Here is a 24,230-nt window from a genome sequence, read left to right as displayed (position 1 = left end):
GCTTCATGTCCGCCGCCTGATGCCGCGGCCCCGGTGTTTCTACACGTCGAGCCGTCTCAAACGTCGAGCCGTCTCAAACGTCGAGGAAGCGACTCGCTGCAAAGGCAGAGCCGAGTATGCCCACGAGCACGCCGGCGATCACCGTGACGATCACCACGGTTGTGAACTGGTTGGACGTCACCACGAACGACCTGAAGAACGCCAGGATCTCCGAGCGGGAGAACAGCCCCTCGACATGACCGCGCAGTGCGCCTGCCGCAATCGCCCCGATGATGCCGCCGGCCAGGCCGTGCAGCATGCCTTCGAGCATGAACGGGAACCGGATGAAGCTGTTCGTGGCACCGACCAGCTTCATGACCTCGATCTCGCGGCGGCGGGCGAACATGGCCACCCGGATCGAGTTGAAGATGAGCATGACGCTGGCACCCGACAGCACGATCGACAGCAGCAGCACGATTCCCTGGAACGAGGTGAACCACGTCCGGATGGCGTCGACCTCTTCACGGCCGGTCTGGACCGACAGCACGCCAGGGCGCTGGCGGAACTGCGCAGCGAGGGACTCGATCAGCTCTGCCTCGACCGTACGGGGCACTACCCGGTAAGACGCGGGCAGCGCCTCGGGTGAAACCTGAGCCAGCAACTCGGGCTGGTCGGCCATCTGCTGGGACACGAGCGCGTAGGCCTTATCGGAGCTGAAGAACTCGATGCGGTCGATCTCAGGGTGCGACTGCAACTCGATGCCAAGTGCGTCGATCTGGGTGGGATCGATCTGCGGGTTCAAGAACACCTCGAATTGGACGCCGCCCTCCCAGCGGTCGAGCGCGTTTCCGCTGGCGTAGCCCGCCATGAGCCCCATGCCCACCAGCATCACGCCGACAGCCACCGTGAGAATCGCAGCGACCGTCAGCGTGAGATTGCGCCGGATGTTGGTCCAAGTCTCCCGCGCGAAGTAACGAATCCGGGTCACGGATCCACCCATTCGGGAGGTCGGGCGGCGACAGCCTCCAGCGACTCCGTCTCGCTGCCGTATGCGCCCCGCTGCTCGTCGCGCACCAGCTCGCCGTGCTGCAGCGCCACTACCCGGCGCCGCATGCGGTCCACGATCGTGCGGTCATGGGTGGCCATGACCACAGTTGTGCCGGTGCGATTGATCCGGTCCAGCAGCGAGGTGAGCTCGGTTGAGGTGTCGGGGTCGAGGTTCCCGGTGGGCTCGTCTGCGAGCAGGATGAGCGGCCGGTTCACGAACGCTCGGGCAATGCTCACGCGCTGCTGCTCGCCACCCGACAGCTCGTCGGGAAAACGCTTGTGCTTGTCCTCCAGCCCGACCAGCTCCAAGATGGCTGGGACCTGCGTGCGAATGACGCTCTCAGGACGTCCGATGACCTCGAGCGCGAACGCCACGTTCTCGTAGACGGTCTTGTTGGGCAACAGCTTGAAGTCCTGGAAGACCGATCCGATATTTCGCCGCAAGTAGGGCACGCGCCAGCTGGTCAGCTTCGACAGGTCCTTTCCGGCCACGTGGATATTGCCGTCGGTGACCTTCTCCTCACAGGTCATGAGGCGCAGCATCGTGGACTTGCCCGACCCGGACGGCCCCACCAGGAAGACAAATTCGCCCTTCTCGATATTGAGGGTTACGCGGTCGACCGCTCGCGTCTCGCCCTTGTAGATCTTCGTGACGTTGTCGAAGCGAATCATGCGCGCCTTCGGTCGTCGGGCCGGGTCCAGCCCGCCCGCATCACCAAACCGCTTCCCACGGTACGCCAGCGGCCCGCCGAGTCCCGGTCACTCCCCGGGCTCATCCATTCCGCCGGCTATGCGCCGCCGCCGGAGCCCCGCTGGGAGCGTTGCCAGCGCAGGTACGCCTCCATCAGGCCGTTCAGCTCGCCGTCGAGCACAGCATCCACATTGCCGATTTCCATGCCGGTCCGCAGGTCCTTGACCTGCTGGTAGGGGTGCAGCACGTACGAGCGGATCTGGCTGCCCCAGGCCACCTCGCGCTGCTCGCCTGCCAGCGCGGTCACCTCTGCCTCGCGCTCGGAACGCTGCAGGTCGGCGAGCTTGGCGGCCAGCATCTGCATCGCCCGGTCCTTGTTCTGGTGCTGGCTGCGCTCGTTCTGGCAAGCCACAACGATGCCCGAGGGCAGGTGCGTGATGCGCACCGCCGAGTCGGTGACGTTGACGTGCTGGCCGCCGGCCCCCGACGAGCGGTACGTGTCGATGCGCAGGTCGCCCTCGTCGATGGGAACCTCGTCGGAGACCTCGTCGAAGAACGGCACGACCCGCAGCGAGGCAAACGCCGTATGCCGCCGTGACTGTGCATCGAACGGCGAGATGCGAACCAACCGGTGCACGCCTCGCTCGGCTGCAAGAAAGCCGAAGGCGTGTCGCCCCTTCACGAGGAAGGTCGCAGAGCTGATCCCGGCCTCTCCCCCGTCGGTGGCCTCGGTCAGCTCGACGGAGAAGTCGTTGCGCTCGGCCCAACGCTGATACATGCGCAGCAGCATTTCGGCCCAGTCGCAAGCGTCAGTGCCTCCTGCGCCGGAATTGATCTCGCAGACCGCGTCGTTCTCGTCGTGCTCACCGCTGAACAGCGCCACCAGCTCGATGTCCGCGAGTCGGCGCTCTGCCGCTTCGACCGCTTCGTCGATCTCGGGCAACAGCTCGGCGTCGTCCTCTTCGGTCGCGAGCTCGGCGAGTGCCCCCGCATCGTCCACCTCGGCCCGCGTCCGCTCCCAGCGCTCGATGTCGTCACGCACTCGCGACAGCTGGGTGGTGACCGCTCGAGCGCGGTCAGGATCGTCCCACAGCGACGGTTCTGACGCCTTGGCCTCCAGCTCGCTCGCCACCAAACGCGCCTCGTCTATCCCCAGGTATTGATGTGCCTCGGCCACGCGCCGATCCAGGTCGGCCAGCGCGTCGGCATAGTCGGTCAATGTTCGGCTCACGGTGATGCCTCAGTGGCCGTGGCAGTGCTTGAGCTTGCGGCCCGATCCGCAATGGCAGGGATCGTTGCGTCCCAGCTTTTGCTCAGCCGACTTCACCACAGTGCCGGTGGCGGCCGCCGCAATGCGACGCGATTGCGACGGACCGCCGGCGCCTCGCGGCACTGACGTTGCGGAGACAGCGGCTTCTGCGCCGTTGCCGGCACCCACCGTCGAGGGCGTGAGATCCGGTGCCGAGTATCGAACGTCGGTGGTTTGCTGGGGGCCGCTGGGGGCCGCGGACGTCGCTGACCCTGGCGCCGAGGACGATCCGCTGGTGGCGGTCGCGACCTGCACGTGCATCACGTAGGTGACGAAGTCGCGGTAGACCCGCTCGAGCAGGCTGGCGAACATGTCGAAGCCCTCTCGCTGCCACTCCGCCACGGGGTCCTTCTGGCCGATCCCGCGCAGGTGAATGCCCTCACGCAGATGATCCATGTCTGCGAGGTGCTCCCGCCAACGCTGGTCGATGAGACGGAGCAGCACTTGCCGCTCCACCTCGCGCATCGCTTCGGATCCGATCTCGGCCTCTCGTGCGGTGTAGTGGTGCTCGCCGTCGGCGCACACCAGCTCGACCGCATCGGCGACCCCCCAGTCCCGCTGAGGTTCGCCCGACAACTCGGCAACCGTGAGCTCGGTTGGCCAGTAGGTGCCGATCGTGGCCAGCAGCCCGTCGAGATCCCATTCGGAAACGACATCGCCTGTGCAGTGATCCAGCACTGCAGCTTCCGCAGCGTCTTGCAGATAGCCCAGCGACTCGGCGCGCAGATCGTCGCCACCGAGGATCTGCTCCCGCCGCGCATATATCACCTTGCGCTGCTCGTTCATCACCTCGTCGTACTTGAGGACGTTTTTGCGGACTTCGGCGTTCTTCTGCTCAACGGTGTTCTGCGCTCGCTCAATGGCCTTGGTGACCATCTTCGCCTCAAGCGGCACATCGTCGGGCAACGTGCGATCCATCACCCAGTTCACCGCCCCGGTGGCGAACAGGCGCATCAAGTCGTCTTCCAGAGAGAGGTAGAAACGGCTCGCTCCCGCATCGCCCTGCCGCCCGGAACGGCCTCGCAGCTGATTGTCGATACGCCGTGACTCATGGCGCTCGGTCCCGAGCACGTAGAGGCCGCCCAGCTTGCGCACCTCGTCGCCTTCCGTCCGGCACTCGGGCTCGTAGCGCTCGACACGGGTTGCCAATTCCGCTGCGTTGTCCGGCTCGTCAGGATCGAGCTTCTCGCGCAGCAGGTCGCGGCGTGCCAGACCCTCAGGGTTGCCGCCGAGCAGGATGTCGACGCCGCGGCCGGCCATGTTCGTGGCCACGGTGACCGAGCCCAGCCGACCCGCCTGGGCGATGATCTCAGCCTCGCGCATGTGCTCCTTGGCGTTGAGCACGCTGTGGCCGATGCCCCGGCGATCGAGCGCGGCTGCCAGCTTCTCGGAATTCTCCACGCTGACGGTGCCGACAAGGGTCGGCTGGCCCGCGCGGATCCGTTCAACGATGTCGTCGACGACGGCCTCCAGCTTGGCGGCTTCGGTCTTGTAGATGAGGTCGCCCTGGTCGTCGCGCACCACGGGAAGGTGGGTCGGCACCGGGACCACGTCAAGTCCGTAGGTGTTGCTGAACTCGGCGGCTTCAGTGGCGGCCGTGCCCGTCATGCCGGCGAGCTTGTCGTAGAGGCGGAAGTAGTTCTGCAGCGTGATGGTGGCGAGCGTCTGGTTTTCCTCCTTGATCGCCACCCCCTCCATGGCCTCAACTGCCTGGTGAAGGCCCTCGCTCCAGCGCCGTCCCTCCAGGATGCGGCCCGTGAACTCGTCGACGATCTTCACCTCGCCATGAGAGACGACATAGTCGCGGTCTCGCCGGTAGAGCTCCTTGGCCCGCAGCGCGGCGTTCATCTGGTGAACCAGGTTGGCCGAGACCTCGTCGTACAGGTTGTCGATGTTGAGCGCCCGCTCGACCTTGGTGATGCCCGGTTCGAGCACTGCCACGTTGCGCTTGTCTTCTTCGACCTCGTAGTCGACGTCCCGGATCATCGTCGCTGCGATACGAGCGAACTGCTGGTAGAGCTTTGCGGCGTCCGCAACTCGGCCGCTGATGATGAGCGGCGTACGGGCCTCGTCGATGAGGATCGAGTCGACCTCGTCGACGATGCAGTAGTTGTGGCCGCGCTGGACTTGGGCGCTGCGAGTCGGCGCCATGTTGTCTCGCAGATAGTCGAAGCCGAACTCATTGTTGGTGCCGTAGGTGATGTCGGCGGCGTACTGGCGACGCTTGTGCACAGCGTCGTAGGGGCCGGGCACCACGAGCCCCACCTCCAGACCCAGGAAGCGGTGGATGCGGCCCATCCACTCGGCGTCGCGGGCGGCGAGGTAGTCGTTCACGGTGACGATGTGGACGCCCTTGCCGCTCAGCGCATTGAGGTACACCGGCAGCGTCGAGACGAGTGTCTTTCCCTCGCCTGTGCGCATCTCGGCCACCCAGCCGAAGTGCAGCGCCGCCCCGCCGATGAGCTGCACGTCGTAGTGGCGCTGGCCGATCACACGGCGTGCCGCCTCGCGCATGACTGCGAAGGCATCGACGAGGACGTCGTTGAGGTCGGCGCCTCGGTCGAGCTCAGCGCGAAACTCGCCCGTGCGAGCCCGCAACTCGTCATCGGAGAGCCGCTCCACCTCTGGCTCGACGACGTTGATTTCGGGGACCAACTCCTCCAACAGGCGCAGCTTCTTGCCTTCGCCGGCACGGAGCAAACGCTGAAACAGAGCCACGAGCGCAGGCTACCGCTGACCCCCGGCGCCAGAGCCGAGGATTAGGCGGCCAAGTTGGGTGGCGGAGGGGCGCTAGCGCAGCTCGGGATGGTTCAGGAGTCGATCTCGATGAGCCCTGCGTCTCCGTCCGAGCGCAGGTACACCACGCTGGGCTTGTCGCTGTCGACATTCACGAAAAGGAAGAACTCGTGGTCGAGCAGCTGCATCCGGGCGACGGCTTCGGCGGGATCCATCAACTCCAGCTCGAACGTCTTGCGGCGCACGATACGAGGGACCCATTCAGGGTCGTCGATGTCCGCCGCCTGCTCGGGAGCCGCAGCACCGTTGACCAGTTCGTTGTCGAGGCGAGCCAGCGGATGGTGGACCTCATCGCGTTGCAGGTTCGGGCGATGGCGCCGTACGACACGAGTCTTGAGCTTGCGCAACTGCTTGCCGAGCTTGCCGACCGCGAGGTCAACCGCCTGGTGCTGGTCAACGCCAGCCACTGAGGCGCGCACACGGTGTCCGTGGCCGAGCAGTGTGACCTCCACCTGCTCACGCTCGGCGATGCGCGGGTTCTTCTCTTCCCGGAACACCACCTCGGCCCGATCCAGGTCACCGACGAATCTGTCCAGCGCCCCGATCTTTCGCTCCACCGCAGCCCGCACATCGTCGGGAACCTGAACCTTGCGACCCGTGATGATGATCTGCATTGCCTCGGCTTTCTGGGCAGCTGCCCGGTGAGACGTTCCTGCCCGAAGTGAAGGGATTGCCATGTTAGGCAACAGACGCGGCACCGTCGTGACCCCGTCGAGCACACGCTGCCACGTGCACGGAGGCTGCGCCCGCATCCAACAACGCAGCGGTCGCGGCGCGCAGCGTCGCCCCGGTGGTGAGCACGTCATCGACAAGCAAGATCCGGCGCCCTGCGGCACGAACCCGTCCACTGAAACTGGGACCGTGGAGGCGTTCGGCTCTGCCGGCGCCCGACTGTGCCTTCGAGCCGATCCGCCGCAGCAACCGCGCTGGGCGCACACGCAACGCCTTGGCGGTTGTTCTCGCCAGCGTCTCAGCCTGATCAAAGCCGCGCGAGCGGCGGTGCGCTGCCGTCGTCGGCGCCCAGGTGACTGTGTCGATGCGCGCCGGCAGAGACGGCGCTGTGTCGATGCGCGCCGGCAGAGACGGCGCTGCGAGGTATGCGAGGGCGAGCGATTCTCCGAGCCATCGTGCGATGGCTCGCTCGCCCCGGTACTTGAGCGCATGGATGAACTCGCGACCGACGCCATCGTGCGAGAAGAGCAGGGCGACCGATTCAGCACCTGGTACCGACGCCGGCTCGGGATCGCTCAGTGCCTCGATGCACTCAGCGCACGGGCACCATCCCAATACGTGGCAGCCAGGACAGCGCACTTCGAACAGCACGACGCGGACCGTAGGTGCGCGGCCACCGGGTGCTGAAGCGAATTTGAACCTCAGTAGCGGTAACGGTCTGCCTTGTACGGGCCCTCAGGGTCGAGGCCGAGGTAGGAGGCCTGCACTGAGGTCAGGCGGGTGAGCTTGGCCCCGAGCTTGTCGAGGTGCAGACGCGCCACCTCCTCGTCGAGGTGCTTGGGCAGCACGTGGACGTCAACGTCAAGCTCGGATGCGTGCGCATGCAGTTCGAGCTGGGCGAGCACCTGGTTCGTGAAGCTCATCGACATCACGAAGCTGGGATGCCCGGTCGCACAGCCCAGGTTCACGAGCCGGCCTTCGGCCAGCACGATGACCGAATTTCCGGTCGGGAAGACGAACTCGTCCACCTGGGGCTTGATCGGGTTTCGCCGGACATCAGACATCGCCGCCAGGCCCGCCATGTCGATCTCGTTGTCGAAATGCCCGATGTTGGCCACGACGGCTTGGTGCTTCATTCGCGACATGTGCTCGGCGGAGATGATGTCGCGGTTGCCGGTCGCGGTGACGTAGATGTCGGCGATGCCGAGCACGTTTTCGAGCCGGTCGACTTCGAAACCCTCCATGGCGGCCTGCAACGCGTTGATGGGGTCGATCTCCGAGACGATGACCCGGCAGCCTTGGCCCCGAAGCGCCTGCGCACAGCCCTTGCCGACATCGCCGTAGCCCGCCACGAACGCCACCTTGCCGCCGAGCATTACGTCGGTTGCCCGGTTGATGCCGTCAATGAGCGAATGCCGACAGCCGTAGAGGTTGTCGAACTTGGACTTGGTGACCGAGTCGTTCACGCTGTACGCAGGGAAGGTCAGCTCGCCGCGGGCGGCCATGTCATAGAGCCGGTTCACGCCGGTGGTGGTCTCCTCTGAGACGCCGCGGATTCCCGCCGCGATCTCGGTCCACAGGCCGGACTCAGTATGGCGCAGCTCGCCAAGCAACTCATGCACCGCGACCTCGTCGGGAGAGGCCGCATCGGGACCGTCGGCCATCAGGACCGGGACTTCGCCCATGCTCTCGTAGCGGGCACCGAGGTGAACCATCAAAGTGGCATCGCCTCCGTCGTCGACGATCAGCGTGGGACCGGGACCATCCGGCCAGCGCAGCGCGCGGTAGTTGCAGCGCCAGTACTCACCGAGCGTCTCCCCCTTCCACGCGAAGACAGGCACACCCCGCGGATCGTCGAGCGTCCCGTCCCGCCCGACCACCACGGCTGCCGCCGCTTCGTCCTGGGTGGAGAAGATGTTGCACGAGGCCCAGCGCACCTGAGCGCCGAGATCTGCCAGCGTCTCGATGAGCACGGCGGTCTGCACGGTCATGTGCAATGAGCCGGTGATGCGGGCCCCTCGAAGCGGCTGCGCGTCGAAGTGCCGGGCGCGCAGCGCCATGAGCCCAGGCATCTCGACCTCAGCCAGCTCGATCTGCCGGCGGCCCGCTGCCGCCAAGGCGAGATCGGCGACCTCAAAGTCGGTCGTCGGCTGAGAAGTCACAGACATCGGATCACCTTGGTCACGGATGGCGAGCAGGATGCCCGGCGAGATACGTCTTGAGCTCAGTGAGCAGCGGGACAGGGCCGGGGTCGCGCTGAGCCGCCGCAGCGATGCGCAGGCTCAGGACATCGACCTGGTAAATGAGGTCGAACAGCTGCGCCATCGCGCCCTCGCCAGCGGCACGCAACTCTGCGTAGGGCACAGCGACGCGGGCGCCGTCCAAGATGCGGCGGGTGAAGTCGTAGCGGCGCCGGATTTGAGGATGTTCGAAATCGTGACGCAGCGCGATCACCGCCAAGGGCGAACCATCGATGAGACGGCCCGCCTGATCCCATCCGGCGAGCTCGTTGTGGCACAGCTCGGGCATCGCGCTGGCGTATGCCGGGATCTTGACGTTCTCATTGATCTGGGCCTTGGCGCGGCCCGCGGCGACGACCCCCAGTGCGCCCCCGCCGTAGAAGACCGGCAGCATCTCGCCGTTGCCGATCGCGCTGACGAACTCGTCAAGCGAATCGACCTCAGTGTCGGTGCTGTCTTGGCGCGAACGCAGCTGGGCAACGGTCGCGCCGACCCAGCCGGCAATACCCGACAGCAAACCAGCACGTTCGAGCGCCACGAGGGGCGCGACCGAAATGGCGCCGACTGCCGCTCTCGGCATCGGGATGCTGCTGTCCACTTCATAGAGCGGCGCACCCCAGTGGCGAGCCAGCTCGGCCAGCTGGCCGCCTGAGGTGACTGCGACAATTGAGGCGCCGGCGTCATGCGCGGCCGTGGCCGCTTCGAGGGTCTCTTCGGTGTTGCCGCTGAATGAGACCGCTATCGCCAGCGTTTGCGGGCCGACAAAGGCGGGACACTCGTACCCCTTGACAACGGTGACCGGCACACGCATGTGCGGCGCCGCGAGCGCCGAGGTGATGTCCCCGGCGACCCCCGAACCTCCCATGCCCATGGCGACGACATTGGTGATGGGGTCGCTCCCTGCTGGGCCCACCACGTCTACGGCGGCGGCCAGCGCGGCCTCGAGCTGCGCCGGCAGTGCATGGGTGGCGGCCGCCATCCCCATCGAGTCGGTGCCGGTTACCTCAAGCCCCGTCGACCGAGTCATCCCAAGAGCCTCCCCGCGCCAGGCGCTGACCGGTCTGCGTTGCGGGTCACTGTTCGAACGTCGGACTGAGTTCGCCGCTCGCGATGCGAGCGTCCAGCGCTGCGGCGGTGGCTGGATCTGCGTCGGAACCCTCGTCGATCAGCAACACGGGAATGCCGTTGTCGATGGAATAGGTCCGCCCCAAGCGCGGGTTGTAGAGCAGATCCTGCTCCGCCACGAAGTAGAGCGGTCCCTTGTCCTGCGGGCAAGCCAGGATTTCTGACAAGGCCGGATCAAGTCCCATGCGTACCTCTTGGACGCGGCCGGAGCCAGCCGTCCGACGTCGGTTGCGGATCCACGTGGCGATCATGCCAGCAGCGCTGAGATTTCGCTCACTCGTTCTGCCACAGCTTCGGCGTCGGGCGCTTCGAGATTCAGCCGGAGCAACGGCTCGGTATTGGACGGCCGCAAGTTGAACCACCAGTCGCCTGCGTCGACGGTGAGACCATCGAGGTGGTCCTGGGAGTACCTGGCAAAGCGCGTCGACACCCGGCGCAGCACCTCGTCAATATCGGCAACACGAGTGTTGATCTCGCCTGAGGACGCATACCGGTCCAAGGGCGCAAGCAGCTCCGACAACGGCACTGCTGCGGTGCTCAGCTGTTCGAGCGCGACCAGCGCAGCGATCAGACCTGAATCGGCACGGTAGTTGTCGGCGAAGTAGTAGTGGCCGCTGTGCTCGCCACCGAAGGCGGCACCGGTGCGCGCCATTTCTGCCTTGATGTAGCTGTGACCCACCCGGGTGCGCAGTGGCTGGCCGCCCGCTTCAGTGATGACCTCGGGCACGGCGCGGGAGCAGATCAGGTTGTGGAGAATCGGCCCCGGACCGCAGCGGCGCAGCATGGCTTGCGCAACCAGCGCAGTGAGCAGCGATCCGCTCACCGCACGGCCGCGTTCGTCGGTGAGAAAGACCCGGTCCGCATCGCCATCGAACGCAAGGCCGATATCGGCCCCAATCTCCAGCACGCGCTCGCTGAGATCGACGAGGTTCTCGGGCTGGATCGGGTCGGCCGGGTGGTTGGGAAAGGTGCCGTCGAGCTCGCCGTACATCAGCTCCCACTCGAACGGCAGCGGCCCGAAGACCGCCGGCAGCACGTAGCCCCCCATGCCGTTGGCCGTGTCGGCCACCACTCGCAAGGGGGCAAGCGACTCGACGTCGACGAACGAACGGACATGGATTGCGAACATGTCGAGCAGGTCACGCGAGTGGCGCTGGCCCCCGCCGGCAGTCGACGCAGCACCTTGTGCTGCCCGCTGAGCAATGTCGGCGAGACCGCTGCTGGCACCTACCGGTGCAGCGCCGGGTCCGCACAGCTTGACGCCGTTGTAGGCAGCCGGATTGTGCGACGCCGTCAGCATTGCTCCCGGCAGGTCCAGGTGGCCCGAAGCGAAATAGAGCAGGTCCGTCGAAGCCAGCCCGATGTCGATGACGTCGACCCCGGCTGCTTGCGCGCCGCTGGCGAACGCTTCCGCCAACGAGACACCGCTCGGACGCATGTCCCGCCCCAGTACGAGCTGTGTCGCACCCGACCACTCAGCGAAGGCGTAGCCAATGCCACGCGCCGCCGACGGACCCAGCTCGTCAGGACAAATGCCACGTATGTCATATGCCTTGACGATGCCCTCCAAGACATCGGCTGGCACCGGATCGATGCGTCCCGCCATATCGCTTCCAGAGCCTAAGCGGCGCGTCCCGAAGTGCTCTCTACGACCGTTGCAAGGCCTCAATATCTGCCGGTTTCCGTGGGGATGGAAACCTGAGTTGACTTAGCTTTGTCCCCCTTCGAATTACACATTTCCGCGCAGCAGTGCGCGGCCGTTTCCAGCAACCCCCTTGCAATTTGCACGCCCGTCTACCTAGGGTGGGAGCAGAGAGTGGGATGCGAACCTGCCTGAAGCAAGCGGACGAGGCGATGATGAAGAGTAAATACCAGCCAACAAAACGTGAACAATTGGTACTTGAAGAGGTCGAGAACCCTAGGTACGACCGTCAGATTGTCAATGGTCTTGACCCCTTTATGAGTGGCTCTGCGCCTGAAGATTTTCAAAATTTCTACACCGCCCAAGAGCTCGATGATTTACGCCAACTACGCGACACGGAACGCGATGTTGAAACACGAATGCCGGTCAAGATTACCCGGCACTATTTTGAAATGGCGAAGTCCAGTTCCGCACTGAAAAGGCTCGTCAAAGCATCCTCGGACGAGACTGTGGATCTTGAAGGTGATCCTGACCCCGCCAATCAACTTGATTACAGCCCCATCGAAGGCTTATTGCACAAGTATGAAATGGGATTGCTGTATGTTATTTCGACATGCTCAGCACATTGCAGGTTCTGCTATCGCGAGGAATTGATTGGGCGCAAAGAGATCGAGCGCTCTGACGGCACTGTCAAGAAGAAGGGACTCGCAAAAGTCGGCGAAGTCACTGACTACATCCGGACACACAATTCCGCTGTCGCAGCAAACGGAGGGACGCATCCGGAGACCGGTCGGCCCAAATTGCGTGAGATCCTCCTGTCGGGCGGTGACCCCATGGTGCTGCCGAATTCCAAACTCGCAGCGTGGTTCACAGCCTTGGCGGAAGCCGGTACCGAGGCCATCCGGATTGGTACCAAGGAATTGGCGTTCCATCCTGATCGTTTCGACGAGGCCTTCTTCGCGACGATCGACCGCTTCCATGAGGTCTACCCGGATGTCTCGATGCGGTTCATGATCCATTTCAACCATCCGGACGAGTTCCTTCTCAAGGACTCCGACGGGCAATACATCAGTGACGACAAGGGCATCTTGCAGTGGCGGCCAAACACCAAGCGCGCGATCCATGAACTGGCTGGCCGCGGCTGGATCAGCGTGGAGAATCAGACGCCGATCATTGCGGGCGTGAACGACGACGCCGGTGCGCTTCGAATCCTGCAGCGAACGCTCAAGAGCATCGGCGTCGAGAACCACTACTTCTTTTGCGGACGCAACATCGTCGCCTACAAGGCCTTCAACGTGCCGATCGAAACGGCGTGGCAACTCCTCAATGATTCTCAACGCGGATTGTCCGGCGTGGAGTCGCACGCGCGGCTCACGATCGTTCACTACAAAGGCAAGACAGAGGTTTCCGCGGTGACCGACGGTCCGATTGCGGGGCTGAGAGGTGCCGAGAACGGTGTCGTGATCTTCAAGGTGCTGCGCAATCCGGGCCAGGCTCCCGACCGGGGCAAGGTCACGATCGTCGGCCGCAACCCTGAGGCCCTGTGGTTCGACGACTACGAGGACCGCGTGCTCCTCGACGAGGCCGGACTGTTCAGCCAGCAGCGACCCAGCGCTGTCACCATCCCGCGCTCCCGATCACGGCACCATGGGGCGCCCAAGGGATGGACTCCCGGTCAAGCTCGGCCTGCACCGCTCGTGGCCGTCGCCTCGAGCACCGAGCGCCGGTCGCACACCAAGAGCCCGGCCAGCGGTCCAGCGCCTGCGGTAAGCGACAACGGGGCCTGAGCCGTTCACGCTGTCGCGTCGACGTCAACTGTCGTCAACGTCAACGCGTCATACTCCCCGGCCGCGGCGCGGTGGCGTATGCGCCAGATATCAGCCACCACCTTCAGTGACTGGGCGGCAAGTCGAACCGTGGTATCGGCTGAGTGATCGACAGCCACAGGCACCTCGGCGGCCACGAGGCCGAGGTGCTCGACGAGGTACAGCACCTCCACGTCGAAAGCGAACCCGTCGATGACAGAGCGGCTGAATATCTGCTGCGCCGCCTCCGCCGTGAAGCCTTTGAAGCCGCACTGCGTGTCGCGGTAGCGGCGCAGCAGCACCAGCCGGGTGAAGACATTGAACAGCCGGCTCGCGAGCGCTCTCGCGGGCGGTGCCGGACTGATGGTGCGCGCCTCGGCGTGACGGCGGTTGCCAAGCGCTACGTCCGCACCTGCGGTAAGTGCATCGATGAGGGAAGTGAGCTGGCCCGGCGGGTAGGCCAGGTCCGCATCGGTGAACAAGCGCAGCCGTCCGCTCGCTGCGAGCATCCCCATGCGCACTGCTGCGCCCTTTCCGCGGTTCGCCTCCGACGACACGACCACATCGGCTCCGGCTTGGCGAGCTGCCTCCGCGGTGCCGTCGGTCGAGCCGTCGTCCACGACGACGATCTCGAAACGACCATCCAGTGCTTCATTGCGGCGGAGGGTTGCGCTGATCTCCGTCACTGCCGCGCCGACGAGGTGTGCAGCTTGGTAGGCCGGCAGCACGACGGACACAGCGGGTGGTTCGTCAGGGGCGCCAACGGTGTCGCCGGTAGTTGGCACAGCTGTGGCGCTGGATTCCGCCTCGCTGCCAGCTGGTATTGGAGCGTCCAGCGGGGGTGTCCATGGATCCTCGTGGCGCGATCCCGGCCAGCGGCGACGGTCGAACCGTACCGGGGGCCGCACTGCGACGATCGCCAGCGCGATCGCCCCGAGCACTGTTGCCAGCCAGGCGAGGTATTCGACGGCCGTGGCGCCATAGGTGAGCTCAACGTGCTCATCGGTGGGAATCACCACCATCCAGTTGGGCGTCACGCGGTAGGGCCCGTCAGCGCCGCTCGCTGACCAGTTCGGAAAGTAGGACACCTTCACCAGCACCGGCACACCGGGCTGGTCCACCGAGAACGACAGCCAGTCACGCCCAGCTTTGATGTCGCTGACCTGTACTGGTGGCAGTGCGCGCCGTGATGCCGCGCTGAACCTCGCCAATGAGCCCGGCGTGCCGCTGTTGCCGCCAGACCCCAGCAGCGCCACCCGGGACCAATGCTGGGGCCCCTGTGGCGCGATCGGCACATCCCACGCCGTTGGGTCGTTCCACCAGATCGCGGCCGGGTCGGTCCAGGCTCGCCCGGCTTGGGACACATCAGGGGCGACTGCGGGCTCGAAGGACAGCGGAGACACCACGTCGCTGTCTGCGACGAGGTAAATCGACCATGGGCCTGTCGAGGCGATGTGCGCCAAGCCAGCGGATTGGCTCGCCGCTGCGGTCGCCTCGGAGCTGAACGACGCGTAATACCGAATACCCGACATCTGCAGGTGCGCAACTCCCAGAGCGAAGTCCAGGGCGTTGTAGGGAAGGCCGCGCATCGGACGCGACGGTGAGGCCGACAGCTCCGACTGCATGAGGAAATGGAACGGCACCGTCGGTGACGATTCGAAGTAGAGGCCCTCCATCGACGCGATGCAGCCGTCAGTCCAGTGCGGCAGCAGCATCGGGGCCATCGGAGTGCCATACGCACCCACGACGTCGCGGTCGTATTCCCACAGCAGTCGCCCGCAGCCGAAACGGTCGCCGACATCGCTCATTGCGGTGACGAACTCGTAGTACTCGGGGTACGACGGGCGTCCCTCGTAGCCGCGGAAGTTCCAGCGCGCCCAACCCGAGACGAAATTGCGGTCCTCTGCAGACACCGTGAGCGGACCCCAGCGGTAGTCCCCGTTGGCGTCGAGCCTGCCGCCCGGAACGTCGCCGAAGCGCAGCGCCAGCAGACCCACCGCCGCCACCAATGCGGCGACCGGCACCAGCATGCGCACCCGCCGCGCCGCTGGAGCCATCTGCTCGCCGCTGCGATGGGGACGGTCCGAGTCCCTACGAGTCAGCCCTTCGATAACGAGCCAGAGGCCGATCGCTGCCAGCACGTACACCGCCAAGTACCAGAAGGGCAGGATGCGCGCATTCCACAGCCGATGCTGAGGCCAATGGACAAATGCGAGGGCCATCGTGATGGCGATGGCCGTCCACATCAACGCTGGGCGGTACCAGCGCGCCAAACCGACCGCAGCGCCGATGCCTGCGAGCACGAGCAGCCAAGTGATGTTGTGATGGGTTCCGTCGCCGCTGATCTCGTCGGCAAAGAACAGATGCTCTCGTACGGAGGTGAGCCGCTCCCAGCCCATGTCGTTCAAGAAGGCCCGGCGGGCCGCGAACGGCACCGTCCAGAACGCCGACAGGAGCCCGCCGATGACGCCGATAGCGAGCGCATGGGTCGCCCGCCGCCATTCGAGAACCACCAGCGCCACGACGGCCGCAGCCGGCACGGCCAGCCGAGGCAGTGCAGCGTCGCTGAGATTCCACACAGCGGCCCACAACACGATCGCAGCGATCGACGCGCCCATCGCCCGCACTCGGCCGATGCGATCGGGCAGCGCATGCAGGCTGCGCACTGCGACCATCAAGATGGTTGCCGTGACGGCAAACGCCAGCGGGATGGGGTGGCACAGAGCCACGAACGCCAGGGCCAGGCTTGCCCGTGAGCGTCCGGTACCCCGCTCGAGCGAGCGCCAGAGCATGCCCAGGTAGACAAGCGTCGCCGACAACGCGATCGAGAACGCGAATTCCCCCGCCAGGGTCGACGCGGCGTTCCCGCCGTAAATCGTGAAATTCACGTCGAAGACGAATAGCATCAGGGCCACTGCAGCCAGTACCCGCAACGGACGTGCCCAGCCCGCCAGCAATCCCATCAGCCATGCGGCGGCCGGCATCGAGACAACACCGCTGATCGCAATGAGCTTGAACGCCACGCCGAAGGGCAACACCACATCTGCTGCCACGATCATCAGGTAGGGCAGCACCATGTAGAACTGCATGGCCGGCATGCCCGCGTACCACTCCGAAGTCCAGCCGCGCAGCGAACCCGCTGGCAGGAGTTCGTCGCGCAGGAACGCCGGGCCCCAAACGTGAGCGCCCATGTCCCCGCCGGTGGGAGTTGCCACAGACAGGACCCCGCCAGGGTCGAGCCACACAACAACGGCCGTGCAGCTCGCTAGGACTACTGCCGCTTCGATCCAGGCCAGCAGCACCGCCTCTGCGCGCGAGGGGCGCATGGTCAGTGCGGCCATCCGCGCAGGTTAGTGGTCTGGCCTGCGACCATCGTCAGCGCTGTGGGTCCGGTGGCACCGCGCGGCTACTGGTAGCCGGACCGCCGCCATAGCATGAACCCATGGCCTCTGAGGTGCCCTCGGGCGAGCGGCACTCCCGCGCGCGCAAGCAGCGCGCCAGCGAGCCGTCCGACGCACCGGGCGACGACGACTCGAACGAGCGCTCCCAGCACGCAAGCCCATCGTCATCAGAATCCGGAACCCGCCGACGCAACGAACGCTTCCCCCGCTGGTCGATCTGGCTGCTCGCCATGGTGCTGCTTTCGGTGATGTTCCTGCCGGGCATCCTGGGGAACGACGACAGCGAGCCCATCGACTACAGCGCTCTCATCGCGGAGGTGTCCGAGGGGAACGTCAGCAGTGTCACCGTCACCAACGGCACTGGCGAGATCACCGGCGAGCTCATCGATGGCACCAGGTTCTCTTCCGAGGGGCCTGTCGAACTCCCCGCAACCGATCTCGCCTTGCTGAGAGAACGTGGCGTCGCCATCGAGTTCCATACCGACAGGCCCAACCTGCTGGTCAGCCTGCTGCCGTTCCTGCTGCCATTCGGCCTGATCTTCCTGCTCTTTTGGTGGATGCAGCGACGTGCACAGGGGCAGATGTCGGGGATCATGTCGATCGGCCGCAGCAAGGCCAAGACCTACACCACGGAGCGTCCGTCGACGAAGTTCTCCGACGTCGCCGGCTACGTGGGCGTCAAGCAGGAGATCACCGAGGTGGTCGACTTCCTGAGCGCGCCCGAACGCTTCACCGCCATCGGTGCCAAGGTTCCCAAGGGCGTGCTGCTGGTGGGTCCGCCGGGCACCGGCAAGACGCTCATTGCCCGCGCTGTGGCCGGAGAAGCCGGTGTGCCGTTCCTGTCGGTTACGGGCTCGGACTTCATGGAGATGTTCGTGGGCGTCGGTGCCAGCCGCGTACGCGACCTGTTCCAGAGCGCCCGCAAGCTCGGGCGGGCGATCATCTTCATCGACGAGATCGACTCGATCGGCCGCAAGCGAGGCGCCGGTCTTGGCGGCGGGCACGACGAGCGTGAGCAGACGCTCAACCAGATGCTGGCCGAGATGGACGGCTTCGAAGAGAGCGGCGGCATCGTAATGATGGCCGCAACCAACCGGCCCGACATCTTGGATCCCGCGCTGCTGCGGCCGGGTCGGTTCGACCGCCAAGTCGTGGTGCCGCTGCCGGAGTACTCCGAACGGCTGGCCATCTTGGCGGTGCACTCCAAGGACAAGAAGACCGACGAGGACGTGCAGTTCGAGACCCTGGCGAAGGGCACTCCCGGCATGAGTGGCGCCGACCTGGCCAACTTGGTCAACGAGGCGGCCCTGCACGCCGTCCGGCGAGACTCTGAGTCGATCGCCCAGGTCGATTTTGAAGCGGCTCGAGACCGGGTGCTGATGGGCCAGCGTCGCGAGTCGGTGGCGCTGACGGAGCACGAGCGGGAGGTCACCGCCTATCACGAAGGCGGGCACGCGCTCATTGCCACGCTGTTCCCCCATGCCGATCCCGTCCACAAGGTGACGATCCTGCCGACAGGACAGGCGCTCGGCGTCACCATGCAGCTGCCCGAGGAACGCCACGCTTACAGCCAGAACTACATCGAGGACCGGCTGGCTGTGCTCTTTGGCGGACGCATGGCTGAGGAAACCGTCTTCGGCGTGACCTCGACCGGAGCCGCCAACGACCTGGTTCAAGGCACAGAGTTGGCTCGCAAGATGGTCTCGGAGTGGGGCATGAGCGACCGGGTGGGACCGATGGCCTGGGGATCGCACGCGCAGGTGTTCCTCGGCGAGAATCTCGTCTCGGGGCGCGACTACTCCGACGAGACCGCCCGGGTCATCGATGAGGAGGTCGAGCGAATCCTGCGGACCCAGCAAGATCGGGCTCGCCGCTCGCTCGTCGAGAACCGCCCGGCGCTGGACCGGATCGCCGCCGCCCTGCTCGAACACGAAACCATCACGGGCAAACAGATCGTGGCACTCGTTGCCGATCGGGATCCCGACGAGACGGCCTTGGCCGGCAATGGGCAACTCGACACTCCCGAGGGGTCCGACACAGACGACCCGCTCGTGACAGACGATGCGCAGGACGCGCCGACAATTCCCCTTATCGAGCGGGCTGCTCCCCCGCCGCAGGTGGCTGACTAGCCCGCTGACCAGCCCTCTGGGGGTTCGGAGCGGCGCACGACCTGTGCGAGCGCCGCGGTCAGCCCAGACAGATCCACACGGCCGACCCAGCCGTCGATGACCTGACCGTCAGCGTCGATGACCACCGTCGTGGGCACGGTGTCGATGCCGTGCTGGCGATGCAGTACCCGTTCAGCCCCGAATGGCACTTCCGCGACCAGCAGCCCAGCACCGGCGGGCCCCCGGACGACGGCCAGCGCTGCTGCACAGGTGCGGCATGTTTCCTCGGTGAAGACCACCAATGCCGGGCCGGAGGTGATGCCGACCGCCGTGAGATCGACAGCCGCGGGCAATTCCGATCTCGTCACTGACGTGGCCGCTGCGCCCCGGCGGCGCTGGGCCAGATAGGCCACCGCGAGCGCGACGACGACCAACACCGCTGCAATGGCGAGACGCTCCATCAGCGCTTCACCACCTCAGCGGATGGGCCACGCTCAACCCGATGCCGCCGATCCGTGATTGCCACAGCAACACAGCAAACGGCGTGTCGGACGCCAGGAGGCGGGTCGTGCCGCTGCCGAGCCGGTGCGTGACCACACCCGATGCTGGCACGTCGATGACGGCGACCGTCTCACCGTTCAGCGTTCCGACCACGACCCTGCGGTCGCTGCCCCCCTCGACCGCTGGATCGGCGTCGGGGTCAGCGCTTTGGGCGGCACTGGCCGCCGGATCGACCATGATCGTCAGAAACGCCTCGGCGCCGGGTTCGGGCCCGACGACGACCAACCACCGATCGCTCGTCTGGACGATGCCGGGCACGAAGGCCAAACCCGACTGCGCCCCCAGCACGGGCGGGCGGATCTCGACCACGGCCTCTGCGCCAACATCGTCAGATTCAGGGTCGCCGGTCTGCGTGCCGGCCGAAGCCGAATCGTCGGTCTGGGCGACCACCGTCGAGGATTCGCCGCCGGAAATCTCCGAGACAGACTCGGTGGCAGCGTCGAGGGGATCTGAAGCGCGCGCAATGTCGGTCAACGGGCTCGCTGCGATGCCGACCAGCGTCTCCGCCCACACAACGATGGGGACATCGTTCTGCGAGACAACGGAGATTCCGAATGGGAGACCCGGCGAAGCCAGGAGCGTGTCGAGTCCAGGTGCCAGTTCGCCGGGCGAGGAGATCGTCAACTCCGTGACATCGTGCGATGCCACGGCGAAGGCCACACGGTCACCAGCAAAGCCCTCAGCCACCACCGATGCGGCGACTTCTGCTACCTCATCGGAGGGATTGAAGACCCGTACCCACAGGTGTGTTTCATCGTCGATACCGGCCACCGGCACGAGCCAGCGCCCGCCGAGGTTCACCGAAGCCAGCTCCGCAGCAAATCCACGCCGGCCGATGCTCCCGTCGTAGGCCACGAAGGAATCAACTGCGACGCGACCTGTGCGGGCCCGCACCGATGCAGCCACAACATCCCTGCGACGTGCATGTTCGCCGACATCGACGACAACCGTGCTCCACGCGGGCACCACCACCCCGGTCAGCGCTGGTGCGACGAACGGTCCGAATTCCGCCTCCGAGGCAAATGTGACGTCGACGATTGCGTCCCGAGGCAGTGGATTCATGATTGCGAGCAGTCCAAGCGCATCGGTCTGGGTGTCTCCGACCGGGACGTACCAGTTCGGGGCCAGCACGCTTGAACAGCGAGCCTCATCCACCCCGAGCGGGGACACGAATCTCCGCGTCACTGCCAGACCGCCCACCGAGGCCTCCACCAGCGCCCCGATGACCTCGTCACGCGCATAGTCGGAGGTGTTCACGACTCCGGTGCTCTGCGGTGCGACTTCTGCCATCACGAATTGCCGGCCCGTCGTACGGCCGCGCAGCTCGACCGACACCGATGCCGTTGCACCGGTCATGTTCGTGAGCAGCACCTCTGTGGTGGTCTCGCCGAATCCCCGAACCGGGTCCCTCATGCCGACGACCGGGCAGAACCAGCTCGACGTCAATGCGTCAGGAGGCGGTACCACGACTCGCGTCAGCGCCTCACGCCCGTCGGCCGCGGCCGCCGGCGGGTCCCGATCAATACGCGCGTCGATCACCAAGGCCGCGGCGATCAGCAGCGGGATCACCAGCCGCGGCAGCCAGCGGAGGATCCTCATCGTCGTACCAGCCGGCTCAAGGAGGCAGTCACGCGATCGGCTAACGGCGTGGGTTGGCCGATCGCGACCCAGACCAACGCCAGCCAGATCAGCGCCTGGGCCGCCGTCCGGTGAGAGACGGCGACCGAGCGCTCATAGCTCAGCTCAGCCTGCCCAGCCTGAGGAGGATCGAAGCGCATCGCCCAACCCAGAGCCGGTGTCGGCTCCGTCCGTGTGTCCCCGATCTGGAGATACCAGCCCGGGTCGTAGGTCTCAGCCACCAGTACAGTGCCGGCGCCCACAGACCCGAATTGGCTCGTGGCCGACCGGTAGTCGGTGAGCACGCCGATGCCGTCGCTCAAATCGCTCACCACGAGGTCGACCGGATCAGTGGCGAAGCCGGCCGGGATCGGCTGTTCGAACTGCGATCGCGACGACCACCACGCCTCGTTGCGAAACACCTGCACCGATGGATCCGCCGCCAGGGGACGCAGATCGATCTGGGAAGCGAGCGCCTCAGAGATGGCCGATGACACCGGTCGGTCCCAACCATCGGAGTACGACGGGCCTGAGCGCTCTACCACCACCACGTACCTGATGCCGAAGGACCCCAGCAGCCTCCCCAACCGCAGCGTGTCGCCCGCCAGCCCGATCCGAACAGCTTCAAGCAGGCGCTCGGTGCCGGGTGCCTGCGGAGTCGCCCACGAGTGCCTCACGTCGGGGTACCCCCGTACCGAAGTTCCCGCTGCAAGTCCCTCCACGCCGAGATCGGTGCCACGTAACGGCAAGACCTCTGGAGCGCCGATCCAAAGGACTCGGTAGTCGGGGCCGACATCCCGGTCGTCGACCAGTCCCAACGGCACTCGGTGATCGAAACCCGGTGCTGACCAATTGCCGCCGACCGATGCCCACGCCGTCGGAAGCACCATGGCCCCGACAGCGATGCCGCACCCCAAGACCATCGCACTGCGAATCCGGGGCGGCGTGTCGCCGTCGGCGGCTGCGAGCGCCGCCGGACCCGACGTCGCCGCCCAGCACAGACCCACGGCCCCCAGCGCCAGAGATACCTCCGCCAGCGAGTGTCCCAACAACCTCTCGCCCACCAGGCCGTCGGCCCATCCTGTGACGATTGCCCACGCAAGGGCGAAGCCGGCAAGCCCTACCAGCCAGCCGCGCACCGCCCACCACAACCGAACGCCGCGTGCGATCAGGAGGGGCACAGCTGCAGCAGCCACCAGCCCCCAGTTGAGCGGCAACTTGCCGAGTGGACCGGTCTGGAATCGCAGCAGCTCAGGCAGCGATGACGGCGTCGAGGCCGTGCGACTGCCAAGTGAGGCATCGAGGTAGGCCTGCAATGAACCGAACTCGATCAGCCATGGCAGATGCGCAACGAAAGCGAGCGCCGCGGCGCCGACCACCTGCAGCAATCCGGCAAGCGGTGTACCGATCGGCTCACGGCTCGCCGTTCGCCTCATCAACTCCACAACGGCGAGGGCCAACGCCGCAGCCAGGGCCAGCACGACGATGAACGGCTCGAAGGCCGCTGCCACGGCCAAGAGCAACCCAAGCGATGCCACCCTGGCTGAGGTGCCGCGCCGGCTTCCGTCGCGGGGGGCCCTGGCGGGGGATGCACCGATCAGCCGGCTCACGAGCAACACAACCGCCGGTGCGGTCCCGTAGGCCAGCAAAACGTCCCAGCGACCACCGGCCAACGCGTTGTACGGCAGCGGGCAGGCGGCGTACAGCACCAGTGCGACCAACCGGCCATTGCGGCTCGGTGAGGATGCGCACAGTTTCCAAATGCCGACAAGGCCAGCCAAGACCAGGCCCCAGATGGCGATACCTCTCAACAGCCCCATGGCGCCCAGCGCGACGGTCCCGCCGAGGCCCAGCAAACCCATTGCCGGATGGCCGATGCCCGCGGCACCGACACCGCTGTCGCGCCAACCGTCGAGATACGCCCCGAGCATCGTGCCGGCGTCTGCGAACGCTGAGAACTGACCGAATGCGGGGATGCCTCCGCGCAGCAGGTGGCGGGAGCCGAAGACAATGGAGCCGAGCACGAGCAGCCAGACCACCCACACGGATCGGTGGGCGTTACGTCGCCATGTGCCCAAGATGCTCTCGTCGATGGTGGTTCGTGCAGCCAGACCTCCTTCGGGACTCAGTCGGTATCGGAGCCAGTCGGAGACTCGCACCGAACCGCCCTGCTGCAATCGACGCAGATCGGCGTCGCGTACCCGGCGGTAGCGCTTGGCGGCACCTCGCAGCGCGAATGTGCCTCCCAAGTGCTGCGCGTTCCACAACCAGGCCAGCGTCACATCTGCGGCCTGAGCGAACCTTCCGCGCAGCACCGATAACAGCACCTCACCCGCTGCGAGCATGGCCGCGAGCGCTGCAGCCGGCAGCAGGTGCACCCACCCGTAGCACTTTCCCAGAGTGCGAAGTCGAGCGCGGTGCTCATGCTGGCGGGCCGAGGGTCCGTGCGCGACGCGTACGGGTTCGGGGCGCAGCAGCCCAGTGGCGGCCGGTACGACACGGACGCGAGCACCGGACAGCTGAATCCGCCAACACAGGTCGACCACGGCGCCGTCGCCTTCGAGCGCAGGATCGAAGCCGCCGACGATGCGGAAGTAGTCCTCACGCACCAGGAGGGCGTCGGTTGGCGCGACGAACAGGTCGCGGGCCTCGTCATGCTGCTGTTGATCCAGCTCGTCTTCGCCGGTGACGGGAATTCGAACGCCGAGGCGGTCTGCTGTGCCGCCGAGATCGCGCAGCGTCACGGCGTCGTCGGCGTCCAGCAGCTTGGGACCGGCGATGCCGACGATTCTGCCTGGGGCATTCTCGGCATCGGAGATGAGGATGCTGATGGCGTCGGGTGCCAGCGCGACGCGATCGGACAGGTACAGGAGGTAGTCCGCTCCCCGAACCAGCGACGCGCCCCGGTTGTTGACGGCCCCGGGCCGCAGGCGCAGGTGTCCGCGGCCTCGATCCCTCTGCGACGACGTCCGATTCGCTACCGCGGCAGTCGGAAGCACCTCTCGTACCCGGTGAGCCTGTGCACCGCCTTCATCGCACAGCACGAGCACCGCAAGCCGCGGATAGTCCTGTGCAGCCAAGGCGCGCAGGGTGGCCTCGGTGTCGGACCATCGCGACCCCATCGTGACGATGGCGGCCACTGCTGGCGGAGGAGCCAGGGCGATTGGACCAGCCTCATCGGGGGTCGGCAGTCCCGTCGAGGTGGGCGAGCTCATGGCGATCTCACATCTCCCACGG

At 66.0% G+C, this 24,230-nt stretch carries 16 protein-coding genes; 2 read left to right on the top strand and 14 right to left on the bottom strand.

Annotated features, from left to right (window positions below):
- Window positions 1–73: 73 nt before the first annotated feature.
- From ACOOHB_RS21020 to manB, 10 genes are all read right to left on the bottom strand, one after another.
- Window positions 74–967, bottom strand: coding sequence for a cell division protein FtsX (locus ACOOHB_RS21020; RefSeq protein WP_420446730.1), 894 nt, complete (start codon window positions 965–967; stop codon window positions 74–76).
- Window positions 964–1,698 (bottom strand): cell division ATP-binding protein FtsE, encoded by a 735-nt coding sequence (ftsE, locus tag ACOOHB_RS21015; RefSeq protein WP_420446729.1) that lies wholly within the window; start codon window positions 1,696–1,698, stop codon window positions 964–966. Before ftsE ends, ACOOHB_RS21020 begins: the two co-directional genes overlap by 4 nt.
- 116 nt (window positions 1,699–1,814) lie before the next feature.
- Window positions 1,815–2,936: a peptide chain release factor 2 gene (gene prfB / locus ACOOHB_RS21010; protein ID WP_420446952.1), complete on the bottom strand. Its 1,122-nt coding sequence runs from the start codon at window positions 2,934–2,936 to the stop codon at window positions 1,815–1,817.
- A gap of 21 nt (window positions 2,937–2,957) precedes the next feature.
- Complete coding sequence (gene secA / locus ACOOHB_RS21005; protein WP_420446728.1) at window positions 2,958–5,744, bottom strand: preprotein translocase subunit SecA; 2,787 nt, start codon at window positions 5,742–5,744, stop codon at window positions 2,958–2,960.
- 92 nt (window positions 5,745–5,836) lie between these two features.
- Window positions 5,837–6,499, bottom strand: coding sequence for a ribosome hibernation-promoting factor, HPF/YfiA family (gene hpf / locus ACOOHB_RS21000; RefSeq protein ID WP_420446727.1), 663 nt, complete (start codon window positions 6,497–6,499; stop codon window positions 5,837–5,839).
- Window position 6,500: 1 nt separating this feature from the next.
- Window positions 6,501–7,145, bottom strand: coding sequence for a ComF family protein (locus ACOOHB_RS20995; protein WP_420446726.1), 645 nt, complete (start codon window positions 7,143–7,145; stop codon window positions 6,501–6,503).
- 50 nt (window positions 7,146–7,195) lie between these two features.
- Complete coding sequence (gene ahcY, locus ACOOHB_RS20990; protein ID WP_420446725.1) at window positions 7,196–8,662, bottom strand: adenosylhomocysteinase; 1,467 nt, start codon at window positions 8,660–8,662, stop codon at window positions 7,196–7,198.
- A 13-nt stretch (window positions 8,663–8,675) separates the two neighbouring features.
- Complete coding sequence (locus tag ACOOHB_RS20985) at window positions 8,676–9,761, bottom strand: SIS domain-containing protein (RefSeq protein WP_420446724.1); 1,086 nt, start codon at window positions 9,759–9,761, stop codon at window positions 8,676–8,678.
- 46 nt (window positions 9,762–9,807) lie between these two features.
- On the bottom strand, window positions 9,808–10,044 hold the full coding sequence (locus ACOOHB_RS20980; RefSeq protein ID WP_420446723.1) for a Trm112 family protein: 237 nt from the start codon (window positions 10,042–10,044) through the stop codon (window positions 9,808–9,810).
- Between the two features lie 62 nt (window positions 10,045–10,106).
- Window positions 10,107–11,465 (bottom strand): phosphomannomutase/phosphoglucomutase, encoded by a 1,359-nt coding sequence (gene manB / locus ACOOHB_RS20975; RefSeq protein ID WP_420446722.1) that lies wholly within the window; start codon window positions 11,463–11,465, stop codon window positions 10,107–10,109.
- Window positions 11,466–11,680: 215 nt separating this feature from the next.
- Between manB and ACOOHB_RS20970 the strand changes: the two genes are divergently transcribed.
- Entirely contained in the window at window positions 11,681–13,288 is a 1,608-nt protein-coding gene (locus tag ACOOHB_RS20970; protein ID WP_420446721.1) for a KamA family radical SAM protein, read from the top strand.
- A 5-nt stretch (window positions 13,289–13,293) separates the two neighbouring features.
- Here ACOOHB_RS20970 and ACOOHB_RS20965 read toward each other — a convergent pair whose 3' ends face one another.
- The gene (locus ACOOHB_RS20965; RefSeq protein ID WP_420446720.1) at window positions 13,294–16,647 is read right to left on the bottom strand and encodes a glycosyltransferase; all 3,354 of its coding nucleotides are present in this window, start codon (window positions 16,645–16,647) and stop codon (window positions 13,294–13,296) included.
- A gap of 101 nt (window positions 16,648–16,748) precedes the next feature.
- On the opposite strand from ACOOHB_RS20965, the gene ftsH reads away from it, so the two are divergent.
- On the top strand, window positions 16,749–18,836 hold the full coding sequence (gene ftsH / locus ACOOHB_RS20960; RefSeq protein ID WP_420446719.1) for an ATP-dependent zinc metalloprotease FtsH: 2,088 nt from the start codon (window positions 16,749–16,751) through the stop codon (window positions 18,834–18,836).
- On the opposite strand, the gene ACOOHB_RS20955 is transcribed toward ftsH, so the two are convergent.
- The 3 genes from ACOOHB_RS20955 to ACOOHB_RS20945 are packed head-to-tail and all read right to left on the bottom strand — an operon-like array spanning window position 18,833 to window position 24,208.
- Window positions 18,833–19,276 (bottom strand): hypothetical protein, encoded by a 444-nt coding sequence (locus tag ACOOHB_RS20955; protein ID WP_420446718.1) that lies wholly within the window; start codon window positions 19,274–19,276, stop codon window positions 18,833–18,835. The genes ftsH and ACOOHB_RS20955 overlap by 4 nt on opposite strands.
- Before the next feature lie 7 nt (window positions 19,277–19,283).
- Window positions 19,284–20,975, bottom strand: coding sequence for a hypothetical protein (locus ACOOHB_RS20950; protein WP_420446717.1), 1,692 nt, complete (start codon window positions 20,973–20,975; stop codon window positions 19,284–19,286).
- Window positions 20,972–24,208 (bottom strand): hypothetical protein, encoded by a 3,237-nt coding sequence (locus ACOOHB_RS20945; RefSeq protein ID WP_420446716.1) that lies wholly within the window; start codon window positions 24,206–24,208, stop codon window positions 20,972–20,974. The genes ACOOHB_RS20950 and ACOOHB_RS20945 overlap by 4 nt, the downstream gene beginning before the upstream one ends.
- Window positions 24,209–24,230 lie beyond the last annotated feature (22 nt).

It is taken from the genome of Candidatus Poriferisodalis sp., assembly GCF_965215815.1.
Taxonomy (GTDB): Bacteria; Actinomycetota; Acidimicrobiia; order Acidimicrobiales; family Poriferisodalaceae; genus Poriferisodalis.
Note: the sequence above shows the minus strand (reverse complement) of the source record. Positions and strands in the feature narration are given on the sequence as shown.